Source organism: Actinacidiphila sp. DG2A-62, assembly GCF_035825295.1.
Taxonomy (GTDB): Bacteria; Actinomycetota; Actinomycetes; order Streptomycetales; family Streptomycetaceae; genus Actinacidiphila.
In genome coordinates this window covers 3,674,720-3,695,273 of the sequence record NZ_JAYMGI010000002.1, presented here as the reverse complement: position 1 = coordinate 3,695,273, position 20,554 = coordinate 3,674,720, and the positions used below count along the sequence as shown (strand labels likewise).

General features: G+C 71.8%; 22 protein-coding genes and 2 tRNA genes. 16 read left to right on the top strand and 8 right to left on the bottom strand.

What is annotated here, in order from left to right:
- Nucleotides 1-614: 614 nt before the first annotated feature.
- The 7 genes from VSR01_RS16130 to VSR01_RS16100 all read left to right on the top strand — a co-directional run bounded on the left by VSR01_RS16130 (nt 615) and on the right by VSR01_RS16100 (nt 5,717).
- Nucleotides 615-1,709 carry a VanZ family protein gene (locus VSR01_RS16130; RefSeq protein ID WP_326449899.1) on the top strand — a complete coding sequence of 365 codons (1,095 nt, stop codon included), beginning with the start codon at nt 615-617 and terminating at the stop codon, nt 1,707-1,709.
- A 352-nt stretch (nt 1,710-2,061) separates the two neighbouring features.
- Entirely contained in the window at nt 2,062-2,766 is a 705-nt protein-coding gene (locus VSR01_RS16125; protein ID WP_326449898.1) for a glycine-rich domain-containing protein, read from the top strand.
- A gap of 77 nt (nt 2,767-2,843) precedes the next feature.
- Nucleotides 2,844-3,677: a hypothetical protein gene (locus VSR01_RS16120; RefSeq protein ID WP_326449897.1), complete on the top strand. Its 834-nt coding sequence runs from the start codon at nt 2,844-2,846 to the stop codon at nt 3,675-3,677.
- 12 nt (nt 3,678-3,689) lie between these two features.
- Nucleotides 3,690-4,052 (top strand): hypothetical protein, encoded by a 363-nt coding sequence (locus VSR01_RS16115; protein WP_326449896.1) that lies wholly within the window; start codon nt 3,690-3,692, stop codon nt 4,050-4,052.
- Nucleotides 4,049-4,339 (top strand): hypothetical protein, encoded by a 291-nt coding sequence (locus VSR01_RS16110; protein ID WP_326449895.1) that lies wholly within the window; start codon nt 4,049-4,051, stop codon nt 4,337-4,339. The genes VSR01_RS16115 and VSR01_RS16110 overlap by 4 nt, the downstream gene beginning before the upstream one ends.
- Nucleotides 4,339-5,331: a hypothetical protein gene (locus VSR01_RS16105; protein ID WP_326449894.1), complete on the top strand. Its 993-nt coding sequence runs from the start codon at nt 4,339-4,341 to the stop codon at nt 5,329-5,331. The genes VSR01_RS16110 and VSR01_RS16105 overlap by 1 nt, the downstream gene beginning before the upstream one ends.
- 2 nt (nt 5,332-5,333) lie before the next feature.
- Nucleotides 5,334-5,717 carry a hypothetical protein gene (locus tag VSR01_RS16100; RefSeq protein WP_326449893.1) on the top strand — a complete coding sequence of 128 codons (384 nt, stop codon included), beginning with the start codon at nt 5,334-5,336 and terminating at the stop codon, nt 5,715-5,717.
- A 158-nt stretch (nt 5,718-5,875) separates the two neighbouring features.
- Here VSR01_RS16100 and VSR01_RS16095 read toward each other — a convergent pair whose 3' ends face one another.
- A complete protein-coding gene (locus VSR01_RS16095) occupies nt 5,876-6,181 on the bottom strand; it encodes a hypothetical protein (RefSeq protein ID WP_326449892.1) in 306 nt (101 codons plus the stop codon).
- A gap of 163 nt (nt 6,182-6,344) precedes the next feature.
- Between VSR01_RS16095 and VSR01_RS16090 the strand changes: the two genes are divergently transcribed.
- The 8 genes from VSR01_RS16090 to VSR01_RS16055 all read left to right on the top strand — a co-directional run bounded on the left by VSR01_RS16090 (nt 6,345) and on the right by VSR01_RS16055 (nt 12,073).
- Nucleotides 6,345-6,803 (top strand): helix-turn-helix domain-containing protein, encoded by a 459-nt coding sequence (locus VSR01_RS16090; protein WP_326449891.1) that lies wholly within the window; start codon nt 6,345-6,347, stop codon nt 6,801-6,803.
- Nucleotides 6,804-6,895: 92 nt separating this feature from the next.
- Nucleotides 6,896-7,300, top strand: a complete 405-nt coding sequence (locus VSR01_RS16085) for a hypothetical protein (protein WP_326449890.1) — start codon at nt 6,896-6,898, stop codon at nt 7,298-7,300.
- Between the two features lie 125 nt (nt 7,301-7,425).
- Complete coding sequence (locus tag VSR01_RS16080) at nt 7,426-8,658, top strand: helix-turn-helix domain-containing protein (protein WP_442785477.1); 1,233 nt, start codon at nt 7,426-7,428, stop codon at nt 8,656-8,658.
- 95 nt (nt 8,659-8,753) lie between these two features.
- Entirely contained in the window at nt 8,754-9,269 is a 516-nt protein-coding gene (locus VSR01_RS16075; protein WP_326449888.1) for a hypothetical protein, read from the top strand.
- The gene (locus tag VSR01_RS16070; protein ID WP_326449887.1) at nt 9,262-9,681 is read left to right on the top strand and encodes an ATP-binding protein; all 420 of its coding nucleotides are present in this window, start codon (nt 9,262-9,264) and stop codon (nt 9,679-9,681) included. Before VSR01_RS16075 ends, VSR01_RS16070 begins: the two co-directional genes overlap by 8 nt.
- Nucleotides 9,678-10,244 carry a hypothetical protein gene (locus VSR01_RS16065; protein ID WP_326449886.1) on the top strand — a complete coding sequence of 189 codons (567 nt, stop codon included), beginning with the start codon at nt 9,678-9,680 and terminating at the stop codon, nt 10,242-10,244. The genes VSR01_RS16070 and VSR01_RS16065 overlap by 4 nt, the downstream gene beginning before the upstream one ends.
- 654 nt (nt 10,245-10,898) lie before the next feature.
- Nucleotides 10,899-11,414 carry an NUDIX hydrolase gene (locus VSR01_RS16060; protein ID WP_326449885.1) on the top strand — a complete coding sequence of 172 codons (516 nt, stop codon included), beginning with the start codon at nt 10,899-10,901 and terminating at the stop codon, nt 11,412-11,414.
- Nucleotides 11,415-11,836: 422 nt separating this feature from the next.
- A complete protein-coding gene (locus VSR01_RS16055; RefSeq protein WP_326449884.1) occupies nt 11,837-12,073 on the top strand; it encodes a hypothetical protein in 237 nt (78 codons plus the stop codon).
- A 163-nt stretch (nt 12,074-12,236) separates the two neighbouring features.
- Here VSR01_RS16055 and VSR01_RS16050 read toward each other — a convergent pair whose 3' ends face one another.
- The 5 genes from VSR01_RS16050 to VSR01_RS16030 all read right to left on the bottom strand — a co-directional run bounded on the left by VSR01_RS16050 (nt 12,237) and on the right by VSR01_RS16030 (nt 17,197).
- The gene (locus VSR01_RS16050; protein WP_326449883.1) at nt 12,237-12,578 is read right to left on the bottom strand and encodes a hypothetical protein; all 342 of its coding nucleotides are present in this window, start codon (nt 12,576-12,578) and stop codon (nt 12,237-12,239) included.
- Nucleotides 12,579-13,054: 476 nt separating this feature from the next.
- A tRNA-Lys gene (locus VSR01_RS16045) sits at nt 13,055-13,127 on the bottom strand.
- Nucleotides 13,128-13,335: 208 nt separating this feature from the next.
- Nucleotides 13,336-15,534, bottom strand: a complete 2,199-nt coding sequence (locus tag VSR01_RS16040; protein ID WP_326449882.1) for a DEAD/DEAH box helicase — start codon at nt 15,532-15,534, stop codon at nt 13,336-13,338.
- 280 nt (nt 15,535-15,814) lie between these two features.
- Nucleotides 15,815-16,450 (bottom strand): hypothetical protein, encoded by a 636-nt coding sequence (locus tag VSR01_RS16035; protein WP_326449881.1) that lies wholly within the window; start codon nt 16,448-16,450, stop codon nt 15,815-15,817.
- Nucleotides 16,451-16,846: 396 nt separating this feature from the next.
- Nucleotides 16,847-17,197, bottom strand: coding sequence for a metallopeptidase family protein (locus tag VSR01_RS16030; RefSeq protein WP_326449880.1), 351 nt, complete (start codon nt 17,195-17,197; stop codon nt 16,847-16,849).
- Between the two features lie 204 nt (nt 17,198-17,401).
- Here VSR01_RS16030 and VSR01_RS16025 point away from each other — a divergent pair.
- Nucleotides 17,402-17,477, top strand: a tRNA-Glu gene (locus VSR01_RS16025).
- Between the two features lie 84 nt (nt 17,478-17,561).
- Here the strand turns inward: VSR01_RS16025 and VSR01_RS16020 are convergent.
- Entirely contained in the window at nt 17,562-18,758 is a 1,197-nt protein-coding gene (locus VSR01_RS16020) for an FAD-dependent oxidoreductase (RefSeq protein ID WP_326453687.1), read from the bottom strand.
- Between the two features lie 493 nt (nt 18,759-19,251).
- Nucleotides 19,252-20,271, bottom strand: a complete 1,020-nt coding sequence (locus tag VSR01_RS16015; protein ID WP_326453686.1) for an aldo/keto reductase — start codon at nt 20,269-20,271, stop codon at nt 19,252-19,254.
- Nucleotides 20,272-20,554: the final 283 nt, after the last annotated feature.

Genomic DNA, 20,554 nt, shown 5'->3' with positions numbered 1-20,554 from the left:
AGTAAGCAAGCCCTGTAGCGTGACCGGGCACCACGATCCAGAACTTCCTTCAAGGTTTGGAGAGTGCATGCGCAGGAGACTGCGTACATTGACCGTAGGTGCCATACTTTCACTACTTCCCCTCAGCCTGAGCGTTACTCAGGCAAGCGCTTGGGGCGGAACTGGATACGAATGCACGTCGCTGAGCAACGGCGATCTCTGCATTCGAATGGAACGCAGCACAGACTCCGGCGGGTTCGCTGCCGTCGACATCCACATCGTCTACTCCAAGTATTCCGGCTCCACCATCTCACTGGTAGGGGGCTTCGCGTACAGTAACGGTACGTGGTGGGGAGGAAATTATCATAGCCTATCAGCCGGAGGCGTATACGACCTGGAGTTCAAGGGTTGGCCTCTGCAATCCATCGGGTGCGAGAACATGACTGGTCTCATCCAGGTGACTGGGCAGGGTCAGTTTGCCACACCTCCTCAATCAGACTGTGAGTTTGAGTGAGTCCCAGGGGATAATTCTCCTCTGGGTGCGTGGGTGGGGAATCATCCCCACCCACACACCCATGGGGAGCCGCACGGAATGAGCATTAAACCCTGACTCCACTAGCGCACAAGGACGCTCAATGTTTTCGGCGATATTTTCTGCGCAACCCCATTTGCTGATAATTGCGCTGATCATTTCAGTCTCCTTTGCCGCGCTCGGACTGTGGCTCAGTCGTACTTTCACCAGATCGAAGCGTGTAGGGTGGACTGGGGCAGGTGCGGCATTTGGGATGCTTATTTCTGCCACTCTCACACCAGCTAAGCACTCATCAGGATATTCTGGAACGTGCACGATTAGTAAGAACTTTCTTGACGCGGTAGGCACGGAGCAGTGGTCCATGAACTTACTGCTATTTGTGCCGCTCGCCCTGTTTCTCATGTTCGCCGGCGCGTCCTGCCTCAGTGTTGTGACGGGGTCCCTCCTTCTATCTGTTGCTATTGAGGTTGCGCAGGCGAGTATTTCAGGCATCGGACGTGCCTGCGATAGTGATGATGTTATCGCCAATACCTCCGGCGCGATCGTCGTAGCCGCTCTTTTCGCCCTGGGTTTCATTTTCTCCGGTAGGGCAACAGGAGGCAAGCGTGTATTCACGGGAACGTTTTGGAGCAAAACGTATTTAATTCAGGGCTCAGCTGGGGTTGTGCTAGCCGTTTTTGGGCTACTGACGATAACGATGAACATCATATCCTCAAGCACTCCGCTTAAGGAAGCAAGCTCGGACCAAGAGCGTATTGCCGCGCACTCCCTCGAAGTTCTATTCGGTCACAGCGTGAAGATCACCAGGACGCAGATATCCAGCCTTCCGAATCCTTACGGGGATGACCAAAAGACTCTAGTTGTCTCCTGGCAGGATGGGGTCGCCGACCTCGCATGGCCTAGCGCGGCTGTCTATGCAGTGGAAAGTACCTCCGGTGTCACACTAGACGGTTACCGTGCTCTAACACGGGTCCATGACGCCAACTCGGCGAAATCATTGGCCGCAGAATTCGCAAAAAGGAGCTCCACGCAAACGCCGGATGCGGTGCAGATTGCAGCAGCAACCGAAGCGGAGGGCTACACTAGTTGGCGCGTCACTTACAGCCAGAAGAACAACAAAACTGCTCCATACTTTAGTGTGACATTTTCCGGCGATGGTCGCCTTATGCAATTCGCCAAAGGTTCCTCTCGTATCTGATGAGTAGAGCTTCTCTCTGGTACTCGTATCCAGTTCCTAAGGCTGTCTCGTAGTGCCTGATGTGGTCGTCGCTGTCCGGTCTGGAGCAGTTGGCTAGGCGGTCGGTGCTGTGACCTCGGCTGGCAGAGGCCAGAGTCGTGGCATGCCTTCACGCCTCAGTCCCGGTTCTTCGGGTGACTTCCGGCGCGTTGCCGGATGGGCCTGCCGGTGGCCCGGTGGGCCTTCCGCTCAACAGAACAGCAGAATTCGCCTGATCCGCCTCATGTCACCGCAGGTCATAACATGTCGGCGTAGTCGCTGGTTGTGGGCCGGGCACCATCCGTGAGCGAGGTGTGCCATGGCGTCCGTGTGCGTGTGCGACGACTACTTCAAGGTCTTGGACAACGGCGAACTCTGCCTGAAGCCCGGCACGATGGGGCTACGGGAGATGCTCGTGTTCGACGTTCCCGGGGTTGAGCAGTTCGTGACGGCGGATTACCCGTGGCTGGCGCGGGTGCGCGTGCAGGTGCAGGGCGCAGGCGGCGGCAGCGCCGGAGCGGACGCCGACAACGGCGAGTGCATCGCCCGGCCGGGCGGGGCCGGCGGCGGCTGGTCACTGTCGATCATCGACGCGGCGGCGCTCGGCGCGGTGGAGTCGATCGTCGTCGGCGTGGGCGGGGTGGGGGGCACCAGCAACAACTCCGGCGGCGCTGGCGGGAGCAGTTCGTTCGGAGGATTCGTGACCGCGCCGGGCGGAGACGGGGGCACCGCTTCCATGGTCTCCGGGACGACGCCGGACACGACCTCGGGCGTGGTCGGCCCCGCGGCTGGTACGGGCCAGCAGATCAGCGGCGGGGGAAACTCCGGCGGCGCGCTTCGCCTGACCGGCGGGAAGGGACTCGCGGGGGCGGGTGGGAATTCCCAGCTCGGGCAGGGCGGTGTGGCGCGCGCTTCCGAGGGCGGGGGGACGGCCTCGCGCGGGCGCGGCGCGGGCGCGGGCGGCGCGCTGTCCTATGGCGGTGCGGTGAACGGGCAGGACGGGGGCGACGGCCTGGTTGTCATCGAGCTGTACGGCTGACGTGGAGGCGCGGCGGTATTGTCGGCGGTGAGCTGCTGGTTGTGGGCCGGGCCGAGTGACCACCGGAGGTGGGCGGCTTGGCCAGGTGCGGCTGCGGCGGTGGGCAGAGCGGCGCGCAGATCACCGCGGGCGACAACGTCGCGGTGAGCGGCACGGGCTCGGCCGCGAACCCGTACGTGATCTCCGCGCAGACCGACTGCACCGAGGTGCGCGGCTGCCTGCACGGCGGCGCCGGGGTCGCGTACGACCCGGCGACCGGCGTGTTCTCGGCGGCCCTGTCCGGCCAGGCCGGCAACAACGTCACCGTCGCGCCGGACGGGGGGTTGTTCGTGCCGACCGGCGCAGCCACCGTCAGCACCAGGTGCGGCCTGGCCGGCGACGGCTCCGGCTCGGCGCCGCTGACCGTCCCCACCTCGGCGTGGCCGTACGCGTGCGACATCGACGCCAACGCCGGTGACCTGTTCTGCGACAGCGCGGGCCAGCTCCGCGCCGACCTGCCGCCGCGCCTGACGTACGTCGAGGACGCCGTCACCACGAGCTTCGCGAACGTCCCCGTGCCCGCGGGCACGGCGATCCAGCCCGCCCACACCGACACCCTCGTCATCCCCAACCCGGACCCGTGCCGGCCCGCCGTCGTGATCTACGAGACCGAGGCCGACGTCAGCTTCGACTTTCCGGTCGGTTCAGCCGCCGCGGCCGGCATGGGCGGCGACGAGATGCAGTTCTTCGCCAACCGCGGCACGACGTCGGTCCTCGGCCTGCACTGGCAGATGACCAAGGTCCAGCAGCGCACCATCCCCGCCGGCGCGACGCTCAACGAGCCGTTCGTGGTGAGCATCGGCCGCGGCGGAGGCGGCGCCACCTACACCCGCGTCCAGACGCAGATGCGTGCCTGGATCTTCAACCTCTGAGAGGGGGCGGTGATGGACGCGACCATGTACTACCGCAACGCCGACGGGTCGCTCAGCGAACGCACCATGCTTGGCGACGTCGACCGGGAGGTGCCGCTGCCGGCCGGGGCGACGCTGATCTCCGAGGCGGAGTTCGCCTCCGGCGTGACCGCGTGGCAGCACGACGTGGACGGGCACCGTGCCGAGCTGACCGCCGCCGAGCAGGCGGTGATGCTGGCCGACTTCACCGCGCTGACCGCGGCAGGAATCCCCGCCGCGACCGCGCGCCGGCTGGCCGGCCTTCCCTCGGACACCGACCCCGGCGGCCCGCCGGCGAGCGGCGCGCAGGGACAGGGCGGCGGGCTGCCCACCGCGGGGTCGGGGGTGAGGGGATGAACGCCGTGGAACCGCCGGCCTCGGTGCCGGTCTCGGTACCCGTCGAGGGCAGTCAGGTCCTCTACGTCAGCTTCGGCTCGCCGGTCCGCGCGGACGGCTCGCAGGAGTACGCACCGCAGCGCCGCGCGGCGATCGTGACCGAGGTCGACCCCGGTGATGCAGGCCGGGTGGGGCTGGTCGTGTTCAACCCGACCGGGCAGCACTTCCGGCCGCTGGGGCTGGGCGGCGGCGTGTACGACGCGTCGGGGACGACGCCCGGGTCCTGGCACTGGCGGGAGGACGGGTGATGGCCGCGCCGCGCCCCCAGCGCTACCCCGGCGCGTCCACGGACTACTGGTGGCAGGACCGGTGGCCGGGCTCCGCGATGACCGTCAACGCATTGATCCTGCACACCACGGAGTCGACGGGTCTGCCGGACTACGGCGGCGGCGCGCAGGCCCCCACCCTGACCGCCGTGCCAGACATGAAAGCGCGGAAGCTGGTGTGGTACCAGCACTTCGACATCGACGTCTCGGCTCGGGCCCTGGAGAACCGCGCGGGCGGGGTGGAGACGAACACCTTGAACTGCGCGCAGCTCGAGTTGGTGGGGACGTGCGATGCGGCGCACCGCGGTGCCTGGGGGAGCGCGCTCGCCGGCGTCGACTACGTGTACTGGCCCGAGGCCCCCGACTGGGCACTGGAGCAGGTCGCGCGGTTCGTGGCGTGGCTGCACGCGACGCACGGTGTGCCGCTGACCGCGCCGCCGGTGTGGCTGGCGTACGGCCCGGACCCGCGCCGCCCCGGCGTCACCCCGGCGTCGTACGGCGCGTCCCCGGCGCGCATGACCGCGGCGCAGTGGACCAGCTTTCGCGGGGTGTGCGGGCATTCGCACGTCCCGGAGAACTCGCACGGGGACCCCGGCGCCTTTCCCGTTACGACCGTGCTGGCGATGGCCGCCGGCACCTACACCCCGGAGGACGAGATGACCACGGTCGACCTGACCCCCGACTCCATCACCAAGCTCGTGCGAGCGGTCTGGGATCACACCGAGGACAGTCCGACCGCCGGACCCGGCACCACCGCGGCGCGCCGCGCCGGCGACCTCCTGCGGTACGGCGACGACCACTACGCCAAGCTGCTGGCCGCGATCAAGGCGGCCGGCGTGCCGGTCCTGACGGACAGCCAGGTGCAGGCGCTCACTGAACGCATCACAGCCCAGCTCGGCGACACCCTGGCGGACCGGGTGGCGGACCGGGTGATCGACCGTCTCGCCGCGCGCCTGCAGCCCACCGCGAACTGACCATGCCGCTCGGCGACGGCACGACCGGGATCGGCCCGCTCGACACCGCGGTCGTGTGGGCCGGGGCAGCAATCGCGCTCGCCGGCGCCCTGGTCGGCGGCTTTCGGGGCCTACGCCGGCTGCTCGCAGTCCTGCGGCGCCTGGAACAGGTCGTGGACGACTGGCAGGGCGTCCCGGCGCGGCCCGGAGTGCCGGCACGGCCCGGCGTGATGGAACGCCTGGACACGATCGAGCAGCGGGTCGGCATCGTGGTGCACGAGGTGCGGCCCAATGGCGGCGCGAGCCTGCGGGACGCGGTCCACCGGGTGGACTGCCGGACCGCAGAGCTGACCGGGAACCAGGAGCCGCCGCCGCCGGCCACCGCGAGCGGGGACGATCCGGGATAGGCACAACCGTTCTGCGCAGATCGTCGTATGGCGCCCGCCGCTCAGCTGTGCCAGCGTGGCCCCCATATCCCCCACAAGCGCCCCGCCCACCCCCCCGGCGGGGCGCTGTGCTGCCACGGAACACTCGCCCGCGTGCCACGGTCACCGGGGCGGCCGGCCTACGCCGCAGGTTCTCGGGCTGCTGCCCGCAGCTCCCGTTCGGACTCCCATGTCGAGGTGACGCCGTGCTGGCGCATCGCCGCGGCACGCTCCGAGGCGGCGGTGACGACCCGCGCGTGCAGACGCTCGTACGCCCTGTCCTCGCGGTGAGTCCACGGGCGCAGCGAGGCCGGGTGCCCGTCCGAGGACGGCTGGGATTCTCGCCGACGCCGTTCGGTGACCCTCCTGCGGTACGCCTCGACGCAGGCCCACGCCCCGTCAACTGCGCGCTGCGCGCGGACTACGTCGTCATGAAGATCGGCCATGCCCTGATGCTAGGACGCGCCGCTGACAGTGCAGGGTGCGGGAGGCAGGAAGGTCGGCCCCAGACCAACTACCTCAACGCCCTCCCGGTGGCGGCCTTGGTCGTCCGTGGACACTCGCAGTGCAGCCTTGAAGATTGTCGCGAAGCTGTGCGATAGTTCGCGCATGACCAGCTTACCAACGCAACGCCCCGAAGGGGCCCTGATCCAGTCGGCCCAGCGGACGCTGGGCATATCAGCAGCCGAAGCGGCGCGGCGCGCCGGCATCAGCCCGAGTCGCTGGCGTCAAATCGTCCTGGGCTATCAGACGGTGAGCGGCATCGCCACTCCGGTCACAGGCCCGGACGCGACGGTGGCGCGGATGGCGCGCGCGGTCGGCCTGACGCCGACGCAACTACAGCGGGCGGGATGCACCGGAGCCGCCGACGCGTTGCGCTCGATCGCAGCACGGCCTCCAGTCCGACATCGCTCGCCCGCCGACGCGCCGCCCTCGGCGCTGGCCGAGAGGTGGCGTCTGGTCGAATTCGTACTCCAGCACGCACTGGCGGGCCTCGCGCCCGCTGATGCCGCAGCCCTGCGTACCCGCGCCGGGAGTCTGCTCCGGCGCCGCCCGTCTCCAGGGTGAGGGGCGCAGCCGCCCGCGGGCTCCTCCCAGGCGTGTAGCCGGGGCGCCGCGCGCGAGGGCGTGCGCGGCGCCACCCGACTATTATCAAACACATGTCCGAATCCTCGTCGGCTGAGCCCCCGCGGGTCGGCCTGGAGCTGCCAGGCGGCCGTACAGTGCCGGCCCGCCTCCGGCGATGGAGACAGGACCAGGCCGGCAAGTGGTGGGCGGAGCTCAGTCTCTACGCCCCTGCGGGCGCGGTGCGGCAGCTCGGCGGCGAGGACTACGCCGGCGTGCCGCGCGAGCCGGCCGCCGAGCCCGAACCGGAGTACCTGCTCGTCTCGCTGGTCCGCGACCACCCCCGGAAGGAGCTCGTCGTCCACGAGCGGGACTGCTTCACCCTCGGTAAAGACCGGTGGCGGTACACGATCCAGACAATCGACGCGGGAATGGCGCGCACCATGCTGGCGCGGTTTGACGACACGGTGCCCTGCCAGATCTGCAAGCCGGACCCGTAGGCGGGGCTCGCCACGCTCTGTGATGCGGGCGGCGATTCGGGGTGCTCATGCGAACTGCGTCTCGCTGGTTGGCGAGACGCAGTTCGCAGTACCGTTCTGATTGCGAGGTCAGAACAGGAGTTAGCATGCCACAGCCTAGAGATGACGCGGCAGCGATTCCAGGTGAGCGTCTCAGGGCGACCCGCCTGCGCCGGGGGCTCACCCAGGAGGCTTTAGCCGAGCTGGCCGGGTTGAGCCTGGGCGTCGTCAAGAAGCTTGAGCGTGGGGGCACGGGGCGCTTGGAGACCTATCACGCCCTGGCCCGCGCGCTGAGGGTCCGCACGTCCGATCTGCTGGAACCTACGGTCCCGCATCAGACCCGGCGCGGGGACGCGGACAAGCTCAACTTGCTCTCGTTCCGGCAGGTAATCACGCCGCCCATCGGCCCGGCGGGCCGGATGCCAGCGGTGACTGCCGACCCGGAGCCGGACCTGCTGCGCCTGGCCGACATGGCGGGCACGGTGGCACTGGCCTACCACACGGACGACTACGGGCAGGTGGCGGAGCTTCTGCCGCCACTGGTGTCCTCCGCCCACGTGGCGGTCTCGCATTTCGCCGGGGAACCGGATCATCTGCGGGCGCTGCGGGTGCGGTCGGACGTGCTGCAGATGGCCGGCCGCTACCTGACGCAGGTCCGCGCATACGACCTGGCGCACGTCGCGCTTCGGGACGCCACCGATGACGCCCTGGCCGCCGGGGCGATGGACGCGGTAGCGGGGGCGGTGTACCAGCAGGGATGGCTGCTGATGCGGCAGGGCCGTCTGGAGGAGGCGGAGGCGGTGAGCATCAGCACGGCGGAGGCGGTCGAGCCGCGGATCTCCAAGGCGTCGCGTAGGGACCTGGGTGCCTGGGGGAAATTGCTGGTGCACGCGAGCGCCGCGGCGGCGCGCAACAACAAGCCGCAGGAAGCGCGGGAGATGCTGAGGCTGGGGCGCACGGCGGGCACGGCCCTGGCGGGTGCGACGGCGGTGGCGCCGTCGAGCTGGGGCCGTTTTGATTGGAGGACGATCACGTTTCAGCACATCGAGAACCAGCTCGTGGCCGACCGGCCCGAGCGGGTGCTGGGGCTGGCGGAGCGCGTGCGGGGCGTTGGTGACGTGACGTTCATGCGCCGGCATCTGCTGGACGTCGCTGCGGCGAATGCGGCGCTGCGGCGCCGGGATGAGGCCACGTCGATTCTCGAGCAGCTGCGGGCGCAGACGCCTGCCTGGTTGCGGCATCAGCAGATGGCGACGCAGATCTTCCACCAGGTGCAGCGTTTGAACGGCCGGGTGACGGCCCGGCACCGGGAGCTTGCCAAGTTTTTCGACGCTCCGTAACGGACATGTTCCGTAGTCCTTCACTGAGTTGAGGGCCCGGAGAGGCCACGGCGCGTGCCTGGTAGGGCAGTTGTCCAGCTCATAGCGTCGTGCTCATGGACAGAGGCGGAAACGCCGGACCGGACGAGCGGCTGCTCGCCGTCACGGAATGGCTGCTAGCGGCGGCGGTGCATCCGCCGCAGGCCCGTTCGCAGTGGGAGACCACGGGCGCGGCCTGGCTGCTTCCCCGGAAGCGGTTCACGGCCGTGACGATCCCCGCAGACCGCATGGGCACGGCGGTGGTCGGCGCGCCCCCGCGGGAGCGCGGAGCGCCGCTGGGGCACGCGCTGGAAGGGCTGGTGTTCTACCAGGACCGTGTCTACCGCCGCCAGGGCGCGTACACCGTCCTCCTGCCCGGTACGGCCGAGCAGCCGTGGCGCGTGCGAGGGACGACGGTGCATCCGCCGCGCGCGTACTTGCTCGTGCCCGCGCCGGACCGGACGGTGCCGGCCGGAGACGGCCCGTGGTGGGTCCTGCCGCCCCAGGTCCCGGGTCGGCGGTGCACCCCCGCGGCGCTGGCCTCGCTCCTCTCCCCGAGCCTGGGCCTGAACCTGGGTGACGTTCATGCGTAGCCTGCGCGTGCCGACAGCGCCAGCCCCTGCCGGACCGCTCATGTTTGGTGAGAACTTCCCAAGGGTGGCGGCGTCGGCGCCGGCGGCCCGCCACCTGGTGCAACGGGCCTTACTCACGTGGGGTATGAGCCTCGACGGCGCCGACGTGGTCGTGAGCGAGTTGATTTCCAACGCGATCAGGCACGCCGAGGGCGAGGGCATGCGCGTCAGCGTCGCCCGGCTGGACGAAGCCGTGGTGCGCGTAGCGGTCATCGACCGCAGTAGCACCGCGCCCGCGTTGCAGCACCTGACGCAGGACAGTGAGACGGGGCGCGGCCTGTGGTTGGTGGAATCCCTGTCGGCGGCCTGGGGCGTGCACGTGCTGCGCGGCGGGAAGTGCGTGTGGGCCGAGCTGCGGGAGGCCGGAGCGTGAGCAACCTGAGCTTCCTGCCTCGTGATCGGGTGCCCGGCGCGGTGTGGGCGGATGATCGGTGGAGCGCGGTGGCGCTGCCCTCGGATTGGGGGGCGCGCGTCCTGGACGCGGTCGGCGCGCAGGTCGGGCCCGTTTTCGTGGACCCGGGTCTGATGTGGCACGTGTGGATCGTGCCTCCGGAGGCGGTGGCGACGTGGCCCGACGCGTCGGCTGCGGGGGTGGTGCTCCGGCAGAAGGGCGACGGGCTGCTGGCACCGCCGCGGAACGGATGTCACAACGGGCTTCGCTGGCTGCGAGACCCGCTTCGGAGGCTGACCGACCCCGTGATCCTCAGACGTGCGATCGAACTCGTGATCGGCCCCTTGGAGAAGGCCGTGGAGCTCGGCCCGGTGGCCGTGTGCCGGTTCTGCGGCGTGCCTACGCGGCGTGCCTACCCGGTGGACGCTTTCTACTCCCAGACCGGGCCGGGCCTCCAGATGTATGCCTGCGCGCAGTGCTACCGCACAGCCCTCGGGGGAGGCCAAACCAGACACCTGCATGCCGTTCGTGAGAGGCCTGCGTGAGCGAGCGCAGGTTGCAGGCGATCTACTGCGCGGTTCTCGCAGTCCTGGTGGTGACCCTGACCTATGCGATCGCCTGCCGCCCAGACCCCCGCTACGGCCCGGTGCACCGCACGCACCGCGTAGCGCCACCTCCCCCGGGCGCTTCTGCCGCAGCGGGTCCCGGGCCCGGCCATCGTGACGTCTCAGCGGTGGCCGGGCCGCTCGGAGCTTCCCCTGCACAACGACCATGACCGAGGAGATGTGATGACGCGCGGAGGCACCAGCTCCCAGTACCCCTGCGGACTGCGGCTGAGCCTGGTGCTCGGGCCGGTGCTGTGGTGGTGCAGCCCAGCTACGCGCCTGGCCATGGCCAGGCGGAGGGCTAACCGCGGACGTCGGCGCGTAGCCGTACGCCGCCCGTTGCGCGCGGACAGCTCCGCAGCCTTCCCGGACGCCCGGCGAGCACCTCGGTGGCGCGTCCGGTGACCGCAAGCGGTCTGGAGCGCGGATGCGCCCTGGCCGGCACTGATCCCGTCCCGGCCGTGCGGCCCTGCCCCTGAGCGGTAGTGCTCCCCCGGCACCGGCCGGGACGGGTCACAGACTCCCGCTCCTCAACGCTCTCTGCGCTACCGCCGAGGAGCGGGGCCCTGAAGAACGACGATCACAGGAGATGTAGTGGCACACAGCGACACCGACTTACAGCACCCCGGCGAGCGTCGGAACGGCGGCGTGTGGCTGATCTTGGACGACCAGGACCGCGCGCTGGTGGTCCGGCCGAGTTACAAGGACGGCGTGTACCAGCTGGTCGGGGGCGGCGCCCACCCCAATGAGGCGCCCCACTTGGCCGCGGTCCGGGAGGCGCAGGAGGAGATCGGGCTCACGCTCGTGCCCCACACGCTGCTCGTCATCGACTGGGTGCCGGACAACCCGGGCAGGTCCGCCGAGGCCAACAGTTACGTCTTCTTCCACCGCTTGGAGCCGGGTGAGCTGGACGCGATCGTCCTCAACGCCGGGACGCCCGAGGGCGAGAAGCCGGAGTTGCTGGACTTCACGCTCCTGGCCGACGAAGAGCTGGACGCCCACTGCGAGCCGTACATGGTGCGGCGCATCCGGGAAGCCACGGCGGCCGTACGGGACCCGCGGCTGCGCGGCTACCTGATGCAGGGCTTCCGGGTCGCCGACGCGGCGTAGTCCCAGAGAGCTGCCCGGGACGCCCTCTTGCTCCGGCGTGCCGGGTACGGCGGCCGGGCCTGACCGAGGCCCGGCCGCGCCGGGGCCCCTCTTCCGGCGGAGGCGGCCCCGGCAACCGCGGTCGATATCACTGACACCGAGCTCGACACATGGGGCCTCGGCGAGGCGCCGCATCTGGCCCCGGCCGCGGCCCGCGCATCCAATCTCCCCGCGGCGCGCCTCGTGCTCCGCGCGCCGCGGGGCCGGCGGCCGAGCCGACCGGTCGCCGAGCGGGGCCCGCCTCCGATCGCATCCCGGAGTGCGGGCCCCGGTGGACGGGCCCGGCGTAGGGGTGGCACCGAGTCGTGCCGGTGTCTCGCCCGGACCCCCGTAACCCCGCGCTGCCCACGGCGGGATGGCCTCACCTGGACCAGGAAGGAACCATGCGCGTGATGACGAGGCCCGCTGGCGGTGTTCCGCCGGTGCGTCTGACGATGCTGCCCCCGCACGCGCTCCGGGTCGGCCAGTGGGCTGTCCTGGGAGCGCGTGCGTTCAAGATCATCGATATGCGGGTGGTGGGGACGGGGCGGACTGTCCGCTTCGACGGGCATGCCCCGGTCTTTCTGCACTGGTACCAGACCCTGCCGGTCTACCTTGTTGGCGAGTCGACGCGTCGGTAGTCGACGCCGCGCCATGGCGGTGCGTGTGGGCGGCCGTAAGCGAGCGTAGGGGGAGGCGGGGACGGCGCCTGCGGGGGGCGTACGGCGCTGTGGGGGAGTTGTTGGGGTCCGGGGCCATCGTCGAGGCGGAAGCGGTCTCGGCGGCCCAGCGGAAGCGCGGCTCTTATGAGCCGCGCTTCCGTGTGCGCGGCTTGCGCCGGCGCTGCTGCGGGACGCGGATGGTGATTTCGGGGCTGAGGCCGAGGCCTTCGCACCGTTGGTTCATGGCGATCGCGTAGCCGGACAGTCGGGCGTCGCGCAGCTGCTCGGCGGTGAGCTGTCGGTTCTGCCATGCCATGACGGCGATCCAGGGAGGCAAGGAGCAGAGCGCTAGGAGGATGCCGAGGCGCGACAAGGCAGGGTTTTGGACGGCGGGGTGAAGGCCGATGAAGCCGAGGCAACAGCCGCTCACGAAGAGCAGAGTCGCCAGCGCGAGGAAGATCCGGGTGGAAATGGGAGGGTGCAAATTCGGCTCCTGCTCTTGGGTGTGGGCGGGGGCGGGGGTGGGGGGTGTTCCAAGGAACGCCAGAGCCGGGGTTGTTGCCGGAGCAGTAAAGGGGAAGTGGCCGCCGGGGAGTTGTCACCTTGCGGCGGCGGTGCACCTTCGCGACTCGGTGGTCAGTCGGTCGCTGGCGTGGCAGGGAGATTACGTGGTTAATCGGCCTGAAGTCATGCAGTTCGCCCCCGTGCCTCGCTGCGTGTGATGTGGAACACGATTGGATCTCCGGGTGGCTTCACCTGTCCAGCCCTATTAGGGCATTTCACCCCCGCGAGGGATGGCGGGCGAGAGGTGGGCGGGTCTAGAGGGAGCGGCTGAGAGTCCCCGACAGAACGGTGGACGTCTGGGATTTCGGGCGAGCACGGGGCGAGCAGTGGCCGTGTACATGCCCAACATACGGAGGAAGCCCCGGCCAGATGTGCTCTGACCAGGACTTCCGTACGTGGGCCCTGTGGGACTCGAACCCACAACCAATGGATTAAAAGTCCACTGCTCTGCCAATTGAGCTAAGGGCCCGCTGCCGCCTTCCTGGCGTGCTCCCCGCAGCATAGCCGGGATCGGGGGCCGGGTCCGAGTGGGAATCGGGCCCTGTCGCCCGGGGCGCGGACGGGGGCGGGCCGCGCGGTCAGCCGGCGCAGCGGGACGGGCCCGCCGCCCGCGCGGGTGCGCGGGTTACGGGCCCGTTCGGGGCTCGGCAGCCGCCCGGGAGCGGGCCGGCGTGGGGTCAGCCGCGCTTCCAGCGGGGCTTGCGGTCGCCGTAGGAGGACGAGCCGCCGTCGCGGTTGAAGGAGGTCGGGCGGTCGCGGTCTCGGTCGCCGTACGCGGGGCGGCGGTCGCGGTCGCCGTAGGAGGGACGGCTGTCGCGGCGGTCGCCGTACCCCGGGCGGCGGTCGTCGCGCGCGCCGTAGCCGGGGCGGGTGTCGCGGTCGCGGCCGTACGCGGGCCGGCGGTCGTCGCGGTTGCCGTAGGACGGACGGGCGTCGCGCCGGTCGTCCCGGTTGCCGTAGGACGGACGGCTGTCGCGGCGGTCGTCGCGGCTGTACGAGGGCCGGGTGTCGCGGCGGTCGCGGTCGCCGTACCCGGGCCGGCGGTCGTCGCGGTTGCCGTACGACGGGCGGGTGTCGCGGCGGTCGTCGCGGTCCCGGTCGCGGTGGTAGGACGGGCGGCTGTCCCGCCGGTCGTCCCGCCGCTCGTCCCGGCGGCGGTCGAAGTTGCCGCGCTCGTCGCGGCGTTCGTCCCGCCGGTCGTCGCGGCGCTGGTACGGCGCCCGCTCCTCGCGCGGCTCGGGCACCACCGGCGTTGCCGCGGCCTCCACCGCGGCGGCGGCCTCGGCGGTCCGCGCCGCCACCGCCTCCTGCGGGTCCTCGCCGCGCTCGCGCGCCGACCGCGCGGTCAACCGGTCGGCCTCTTCGCGCAGTTCGGCGGCGCGCTTCTGCAGCCGTTCCAACTGCCGCGTGGCCTCGGCCACTTCGCGCTCGGCCTGGACGGCGGCGTTCTGCACCGCGTCGGCCTGCACATCGGTGAGCGACCGCGCGCCGGTGATCCGGGCCACGTCCTCGTCGAACACCCCCGCGCCGCCGATGACATGGCGCGAGGCGTCCACGCCGGCGTCCTCCATCAGCCGGAAGATCTGCTTGCGCTGGTGCGGCAGCGCCAGCGAGACGACCGTGCCGGAGCGGCCGGCGCGCGCGGTGCGGCCGGAGCGGTGCAGGTAGTCCTTGTGGTCGCCGGCCGGGTCCACGTTCAGCACCAGGTCGATGTCGTCGACGTGGATGCCGCGGGCCGCGACGTCGGTGGCCACCAGGACGTTGACCTGCCCGGCCTTGAAGTCCTCCAGGGTGCGGGTGCGCGCGCCCTGCGTCATGCCGCCGTGCAGCGCGTCGGCCCGCACGCCGGCCTCGATGAGCTGCTCGGCGACGCGGTCGGCGCCCATCTGGGTGCGCACGAAGATGATCGTGCGGCCCTTGCGGGCGGCGATCGCCGCGGTCACCGGCGCCTTGTCCTTCGGCTTCACGACCAGCACGTGGTGGCTCATCGTGGTGACCGCGCCCTGCGCCGCGTCCACCTCGTGGGTGACCGGGTCGACCAGGTAGCGCTTGACCAGGGTGTCGATCTCGTTCTCCAGCGTGGCGGAGAACAGCAGCCGCTGGCCGCCGGCCGGGATCAGGTCGAGGATCTCGGTGACCTCGGGCAGGAAGCCCATGTCGGCCATCTGGTCGGCTTCGTCCAGGACCGCGATCCGCACCTGGTCCAGGGCCGCGGCGCCGCGGTTGATCAGGTCGCGCAGCCGGCCGGGGGTGGCGACCAGGATGTCGACGCCGCGCTCCAGCGCGTAGATCTGGTTCTGCATCGAGGTGCCGCCGCAGACGACCTTCATCTTCAGCCCGAGCACGTCGCCGTACGGCTGGAGCGCGTCGGCGACCTGCATCGCCAACTCGCGGGTCGGGGTGAGGATGACGCCGCGCGGGCGCTTGCGCTCGGTGCGGCCGCCGGACAACTGGGTCAGCAGCGGCAGGCCGAAGGAGAGCGTCTTGCCGGAGCCGGTGCGGCCGCGGCCCAGGATGTCCTGGCCGGCCAGCGCGTCCGGGATCGTCGCGGCCTGGATCGGGAACGGGGTGACGACGCCGTTCTGGGTGAGCTTGCGGACGATGGCCTCGGGCAGGCCCAGGTCGGCGAAGGTGCCGCCGGGGGTCTCGTCGAGGGCGGCGTCGGCGGCGGCGTCGGCGGCGGAGTCGGTTGCGGCGTCGGCGGTCCCGACGGAGAGTTCGCCGGTGACCTCGCGCGCGGCGTCGTCCGCGGCGGCGTCCGTGGCGTCGGCCCGGGCGCCGGCGGCGGCGTCGTCGGGGGTGTCTACGTGGCGGTCGAGGGCGACGTCGGTCTCGGTCGCGAGCACGACGGAGCGGTCGGCACTGTCAAGGGACATGCTGAAGGTGAACCTCTCGGAAGACTTACGGCACGCGCCAGCTCCAGAGGGTTGCTTACAACCGCCTCGATGCGGTCAGCCACAGGAGAAAAGGAACGCGCCACTCGGCGCGCATAGGATCAGGCGCCAGGCAATGGAAGTGGGATCAAACGATCTACCAGCATACGCATCGAGGGGCCGTTGCGCCAATCACCAGCGTGCGGGGCAGCGGACAGGGCTGTGGGGGACAGCGCACAGGTCTGAGGGGGCAGCCGGTCGGGGCTGCGTGCGGCGCTCGCGGTCAGCCGCCGGAGCCGCCCGCACCGCCTGAGCCGCCGGACCCCGGGGAGCCCGCGCCCGGGTCCGGCGAGTCCGAGCCGGAGGGCGGGTCGGCCGGCGCGGTCGGGCCGGTGGGCGGCGCGTCGGAGGTCGGCGGTGCCTCGGTCGTGCCGGTGTCGGGCGGGGAGGACTGGGCGGTGGGCCGCGGGGTGTCCTGGCCGCCCGGGGCCGGCGAGGACGAACGGCCGGTCGGCTTGCCGGACGCGCCGTGCGCCGCGGAGGCGGACGGGTCGACGGAGGCCGTCCCGGTGCCGGAGACGGTGGGCGACGGCGACATGCGGTCCTTGCCCGCGGGCGCGGCCGGGCCGCCGTGGCCGCTCCCGGCGTGCCGGCCGCCGCCGACGCCCCCCGCGGCGGCCGAGGCGGCCGGGCCCGGCGCCTTCGGGTCGGACTGGCTGCCGGCGCTGACGCAGGCGGCCACGCTCGCGGCCACCACCGTGACCAGGAGCGCGGCTCTGACCCCGGCGGCGAGGCCCGGGCCGCCGTGCTCGCCGCCGCCCCCGCCGTTGTTCCCGGCGTCGCGCCCGGCGCCGTTCTCGCCGTCGGGAGCGGGCCGGGCGCCGGGACCTGGGCTGACGCGGGCTTGGGGTGCGGGCATGGGGAGGCGACCTCGGGCTCGGTACGGCGGCCGGCGCGGCCGGTGCGGGGTGTGCGGGCGGTGCGGGCGGTGCGGGCGGTGCGGGGTGCTGCGGTACGCGCCCCGGACCGCGAGCGCGTACGGCGCCGGCGAGCGGGGACGGACCCGCCGTGTCCAACGCGACGGCTCCCGCCAGGACACGCTCCCGCCCCGCGCGGACCACGACCGGCGCAACGCCCGGCCCGCCCGGCGGGACGCGTCCGGCAGAACATTCGCCCGCGCCCCGCGCCCCGCGCCACGTCCGGCGCCCCGGGCCGCGTCCGGCGCGCACCCGCACATGCCCGGGCCGCGTTCGGCGCAGCGCCCGCCCGCCTCCGCCCCCGCCTCGGCCGCAGGGGCGCCGCGGGGGCCGGTCCCTCAGCCGTAGCCGAGCGCGTGCAGCCTCGCGTCGTCGATGCCGAAGTGGTGCGCGATCTCGTGGACGACCGTGATCTCCGTCTCCTCGACGACCTCCTCGCGGGAGCGGCACATCCGCAGGGTGGGGCCGCGGTAGACGGTGATCCGGTCGGGCAGCACGCCCGCGTACCACTCGCCGCGCTCGGTCAGCGGCGTGCCCTCGTAGAGGCCGAGCAGGTCCGGGTCGGCCGGGTCGGGCTCGTCCTCGACGAAGACCGCCACGTTGTCCATCAGGCGCGTCAGCTCGGCGGGGATACGGTCGAGCGCCTCGCCGACCAGTTCCTCGAACTCCTCGCGGGTCATCTCCAGCACCCGCCCATTGTGTCCCGCCGGCCCCGCGCCGTACCCGCCGTGGACCTCGCCGTGGATCTCGCCGTGGACCTCCTGCGGACCCGCCCCCGCCCGCCGCCAGCCGCGCCCCGCCGGCCCGCATACGTTTTGCCCAATGCCCTGGCCGTCCCCTATGCTGCGCAACGTCCCCGAAGCGCCGTAGCAGGCCCCTCGGCCGGCCCACGAGCCCTCATCGTCTAGTGGCCCAGGACGCCGCCCTTTCAAGGCGGTAGCACGGGTTCGAATCCCGTTGGGGGCACCACCGAATTCCGGCGAGCCCCAGGGGCCGTCCCCCCGCTCGCGCGCCGCGTCCGTCCGGCCGTCTCCGAATCCCCGCCCGCCCGGGTCAGTGCTCGGCCGGGTCCGCCTGCGCGGCGCCGACAAACATGGCGATCAGGCCGTGGGGGGAGTCGGGGCCCAGCATCAGGGTGTTCAGCTCGCTCGCGTCGGCGGCCTCGGCGGCGCTGCGGGGGAACAGGTCCCGCTCGTAGGCGGCCAGCGCCGCCTCGGGGTCGCCGGGGTGCGCGGCCAGGGACAGCGCGAGCTGGGCGCCGTCGTACATCGCCAGGTTGGCGCCCTCCCCCGAGGGGATCATCAGGTGCGCGGCGTCGCCGATCAGCGTGACGCCCGGGACGCGGTCCCAATGGTGGTCCGCCGGGAGCGTGTTGAGCGGACGCAGTACGGGCGCGGTCTCACCGTCGGTGATCAGCGCGGTGAGTTCGGGCGCCCAGCCCTCGAACTCCCCGGCCACGTACGCCGCCGCGGCGGCCGCGTCGGTGAAGTCGACGGCGTCGAACCACCCCTGCGGCCTGGCCAGCGCCACGTAGGTGTGCAGGGCGCCGCCGCTCTCCCGGTGGGCCAGGATGCCCTTGCCCGGCACGAGTGCGAACATCGCGCCGCCGCCGACGGCCTTCGCGGCGGCCGGGTGCCGGGTGTCGGCGTCGTAGAGGTACGTCTCCACGTAGGACACGCCGGTGTAGCGGGGTGTGGCGTCCGACAGCAGCGGGCGGACCCGCGACCAGGCGCCGTCCGCGCCGACCAGCAGCTCGGTGACGACGGTCGCGCCGTCGGCGAAGACCACTTCGTAGCGGCCCTCACCGGACCCGCCAGCCTCACGGGACCTGCCAGCCTCGCCGGACCCGCCGGACCCGGCCGCGTCGCCCTCGCCCAGCGGCCGGACGCCGCGGACCTTGTGCCCCCATCGGACCGTGCCGTCCGGCAGCGAGTCGAGCAGGAGCTGCCGCAGTGCGCCGCGCTGCACCTCGGGGCGGCCGTGCCCGCCGTCGTCCGGCTGGTCGAGCAGCACGCTGCCGTCCGGGGCCAGCGCCCGGGTCGCCTCGCGGCCCTCCAGGACCAGGGCGCGGAAGCCCTCGGTCAGGCCGGCCGCGGCGAGGGCGGCCTGGCCGTTGTGCTCGTGGATGTCGAGCATTCCGCCCTGCGAGCGCGCGGTCGATGACGCCTCGGCCTCGTAGACCGTGGCCGGGATGCCGTGGACGTGCAGGACGCGGGCGAGCATGAGGCCCCCGAGGCCGGCGCCGATGATCGTGACGTGCGGGTGGGGGTGCTCCGCGAGGCCCGCGGGTGCGGGGTGGGTCGCTGGTCCTGCGGGGTGGGCCGCTGGTCCTGCGAGGTGGGCCGCTGGTCCTGCGAGGTGGGCCGGTGGTTCTGCGGGGTGGGCCGCTGGCTGTGCGGGGTGGGGGTGGTCATGGGGTGCCTCCGGCGGGGTCGGGGCGGTCCGGGCCGCCCGGACGCCGCTTCTGGAATGTCGTTCCATTCCCATGGTGGAACAGCATTCCAGAGCTGTCAAAAGGAAACGCCCCGCGCAGGACCCGCGCGGGGCGTCCGGCCCACCCGTCGCTGGGCCGGTGAGCGGCCCGTCAGCGCCCCGCGCCACCTGCTTCGCCGCTCTCCCGGCGTGGCGGGGCCCGACACGGCGACGCCCCCGCCGCGCTGCACGGGGGCCGCCGCCTCGGCGGTGCGACCCGGGTGCAGCTGTGCGTCGGGGACGGGGGTTGCGGGATCGGGCGCGGGCGCGGCTAGTGGTATCCCGCCCGGCCCGCGCGTTCGAAGGCCAGGCCGACCTCGCGGCGGCCGGCCACCTGCGGGCCGATGCCGTCGAGCCGGGCCAGCTCGGCCGGCGTCAGGTGCATACGGACGGCGGCGATGTTCTCCAGCAGCCGGACCCCGCTGCGGGTGCCGGGCACCGGAACCACCGCGGCGCCGTGCACCCGCGTCCGGTCGTGCAGCCAGGCGAGCGCGATCTGCGCCGGGGTGGCGCCGCGGGCGGCCGCGATCTCCCGTAACGGCGCGAGGAGTTCGGCGTTGCGCCGGGCGTTGGCGCCGGTGAAGCGCTCGGTCTGGCGGCGGAAGTCGTCGTCGTGCAGCGTGCCCGCGTCGGTGAACGCGCCCGCCAGGAAGCCGCGTCCGAGCGGCGCGGACGGCATCAGCGCCACGCCGAGGTCGACGGCGACCGGCACCACGTCGGCCTCCACATCGCGCGAGAACAGCGACCACTCCGACTGCACGGCGGCGATCGGGTGCACCTCGTGCGCGGCCCGTAACTGCGCGCCGGTCACCTCCGACAGGCCCAGGTGGCAGACCTTGCCCTCGTTGACCATCCGCGCCATCGCGGCGACCGTCTCCTCCACCGGCGTCAGCGGGTCGAGCCGGTGCACGAAGTACAGGTCGATGCAGTCGACGCCGAGCCGGCGCAGGCTCGCCTCGACCGAACGCCGCAGATTGCCCGGGGAGTTGTCGATCCCCTGGTGGAACGGATCGCCGGGCCTGCGGACCAGGCCGAACTTGGTGGAGATCAGCGCGGAGCGGCGGTGCCGGCGCAGGAACGGCCGGAGCAGCTCCTCGTTGGCGCCGATGCCGTACGCGTCGGAGGTGTCGAAGAGGGTGACCCCGCAGTCCAGGGCCAGTTCGAGGGTGGCGAGCGACTCGGTGCGGTCGCTCGGCCCGTACATCTCGGTCATCCCCATGCAGCCCAGCCCCTGCGCCCCGACCAGCGGGCCGTTGGAGCCGAGCGGCACGATCGGCAGCGGGTCGCGCACGGTGGCCCGCGGCGTCTGCGGGGCCTGCGGAGCGAGCGCCGCTACGGCGTGGACCGACCGGCGGTCGCGCAGCGGGCGCTCACCGAAGCGTGCGTACCGTGTGCTCACGGTCGCACCTCCCCGCCGGGCGTCGGGTGGCACGGGCAGAAAATGAGCGACCAATCGCGCGGGTCGAGGCCGCGGATCGTCGCCCATGACGTCGGCAATGATATGGAACAAATGCCATGGTCCCCTCCGGTTCCCGCCGCGTGCGCGGGTGACGGTGCGAAAAAGTTCCCTCCCC

Bases quoted from the DNA above. Each gene is read 5' to 3' on its own strand.
- VSR01_RS16130 (WP_326449899.1), top strand. From the start codon at position 615: ATGTTTTCGGCGATATTTTCTGCGCAACCCCATTTGCTGATAATTGCG.
- VSR01_RS16115 (WP_326449896.1), top strand. From the start codon at position 3,690: ATGGACGCGACCATGTACTACCGCAACGCCGACGGGTCGCTCAGCGAA.
- VSR01_RS16110 (WP_326449895.1), top strand. From the start codon at position 4,049: ATGAACGCCGTGGAACCGCCGGCCTCGGTGCCGGTCTCGGTACCCGTC.
- VSR01_RS16105 (WP_326449894.1), top strand. From the start codon at position 4,339: ATGGCCGCGCCGCGCCCCCAGCGCTACCCCGGCGCGTCCACGGACTAC.
- VSR01_RS16100 (WP_326449893.1), top strand. From the start codon at position 5,334: ATGCCGCTCGGCGACGGCACGACCGGGATCGGCCCGCTCGACACCGCG.
- VSR01_RS16095 (WP_326449892.1), bottom strand. From the start codon at position 6,181: ATGGCCGATCTTCATGACGACGTAGTCCGCGCGCAGCGCGCAGTTGAC.
- VSR01_RS16090 (WP_326449891.1), top strand. From the start codon at position 6,345: ATGACCAGCTTACCAACGCAACGCCCCGAAGGGGCCCTGATCCAGTCG.
- VSR01_RS16085 (WP_326449890.1), top strand. From the start codon at position 6,896: ATGTCCGAATCCTCGTCGGCTGAGCCCCCGCGGGTCGGCCTGGAGCTG.
- VSR01_RS16080 (WP_442785477.1), top strand. From the start codon at position 7,426: ATGCCACAGCCTAGAGATGACGCGGCAGCGATTCCAGGTGAGCGTCTC.
- VSR01_RS16075 (WP_326449888.1), top strand. From the start codon at position 8,754: ATGGACAGAGGCGGAAACGCCGGACCGGACGAGCGGCTGCTCGCCGTC.
- VSR01_RS16070 (WP_326449887.1), top strand. From the start codon at position 9,262: ATGCGTAGCCTGCGCGTGCCGACAGCGCCAGCCCCTGCCGGACCGCTC.
- VSR01_RS16055 (WP_326449884.1), top strand. From the start codon at position 11,837: ATGCGCGTGATGACGAGGCCCGCTGGCGGTGTTCCGCCGGTGCGTCTG.
- VSR01_RS16040 (WP_326449882.1), bottom strand. From the start codon at position 15,534: ATGTCCCTTGACAGTGCCGACCGCTCCGTCGTGCTCGCGACCGAGACC.
- VSR01_RS16035 (WP_326449881.1), bottom strand. From the start codon at position 16,450: ATGCCCGCACCCCAAGCCCGCGTCAGCCCAGGTCCCGGCGCCCGGCCC.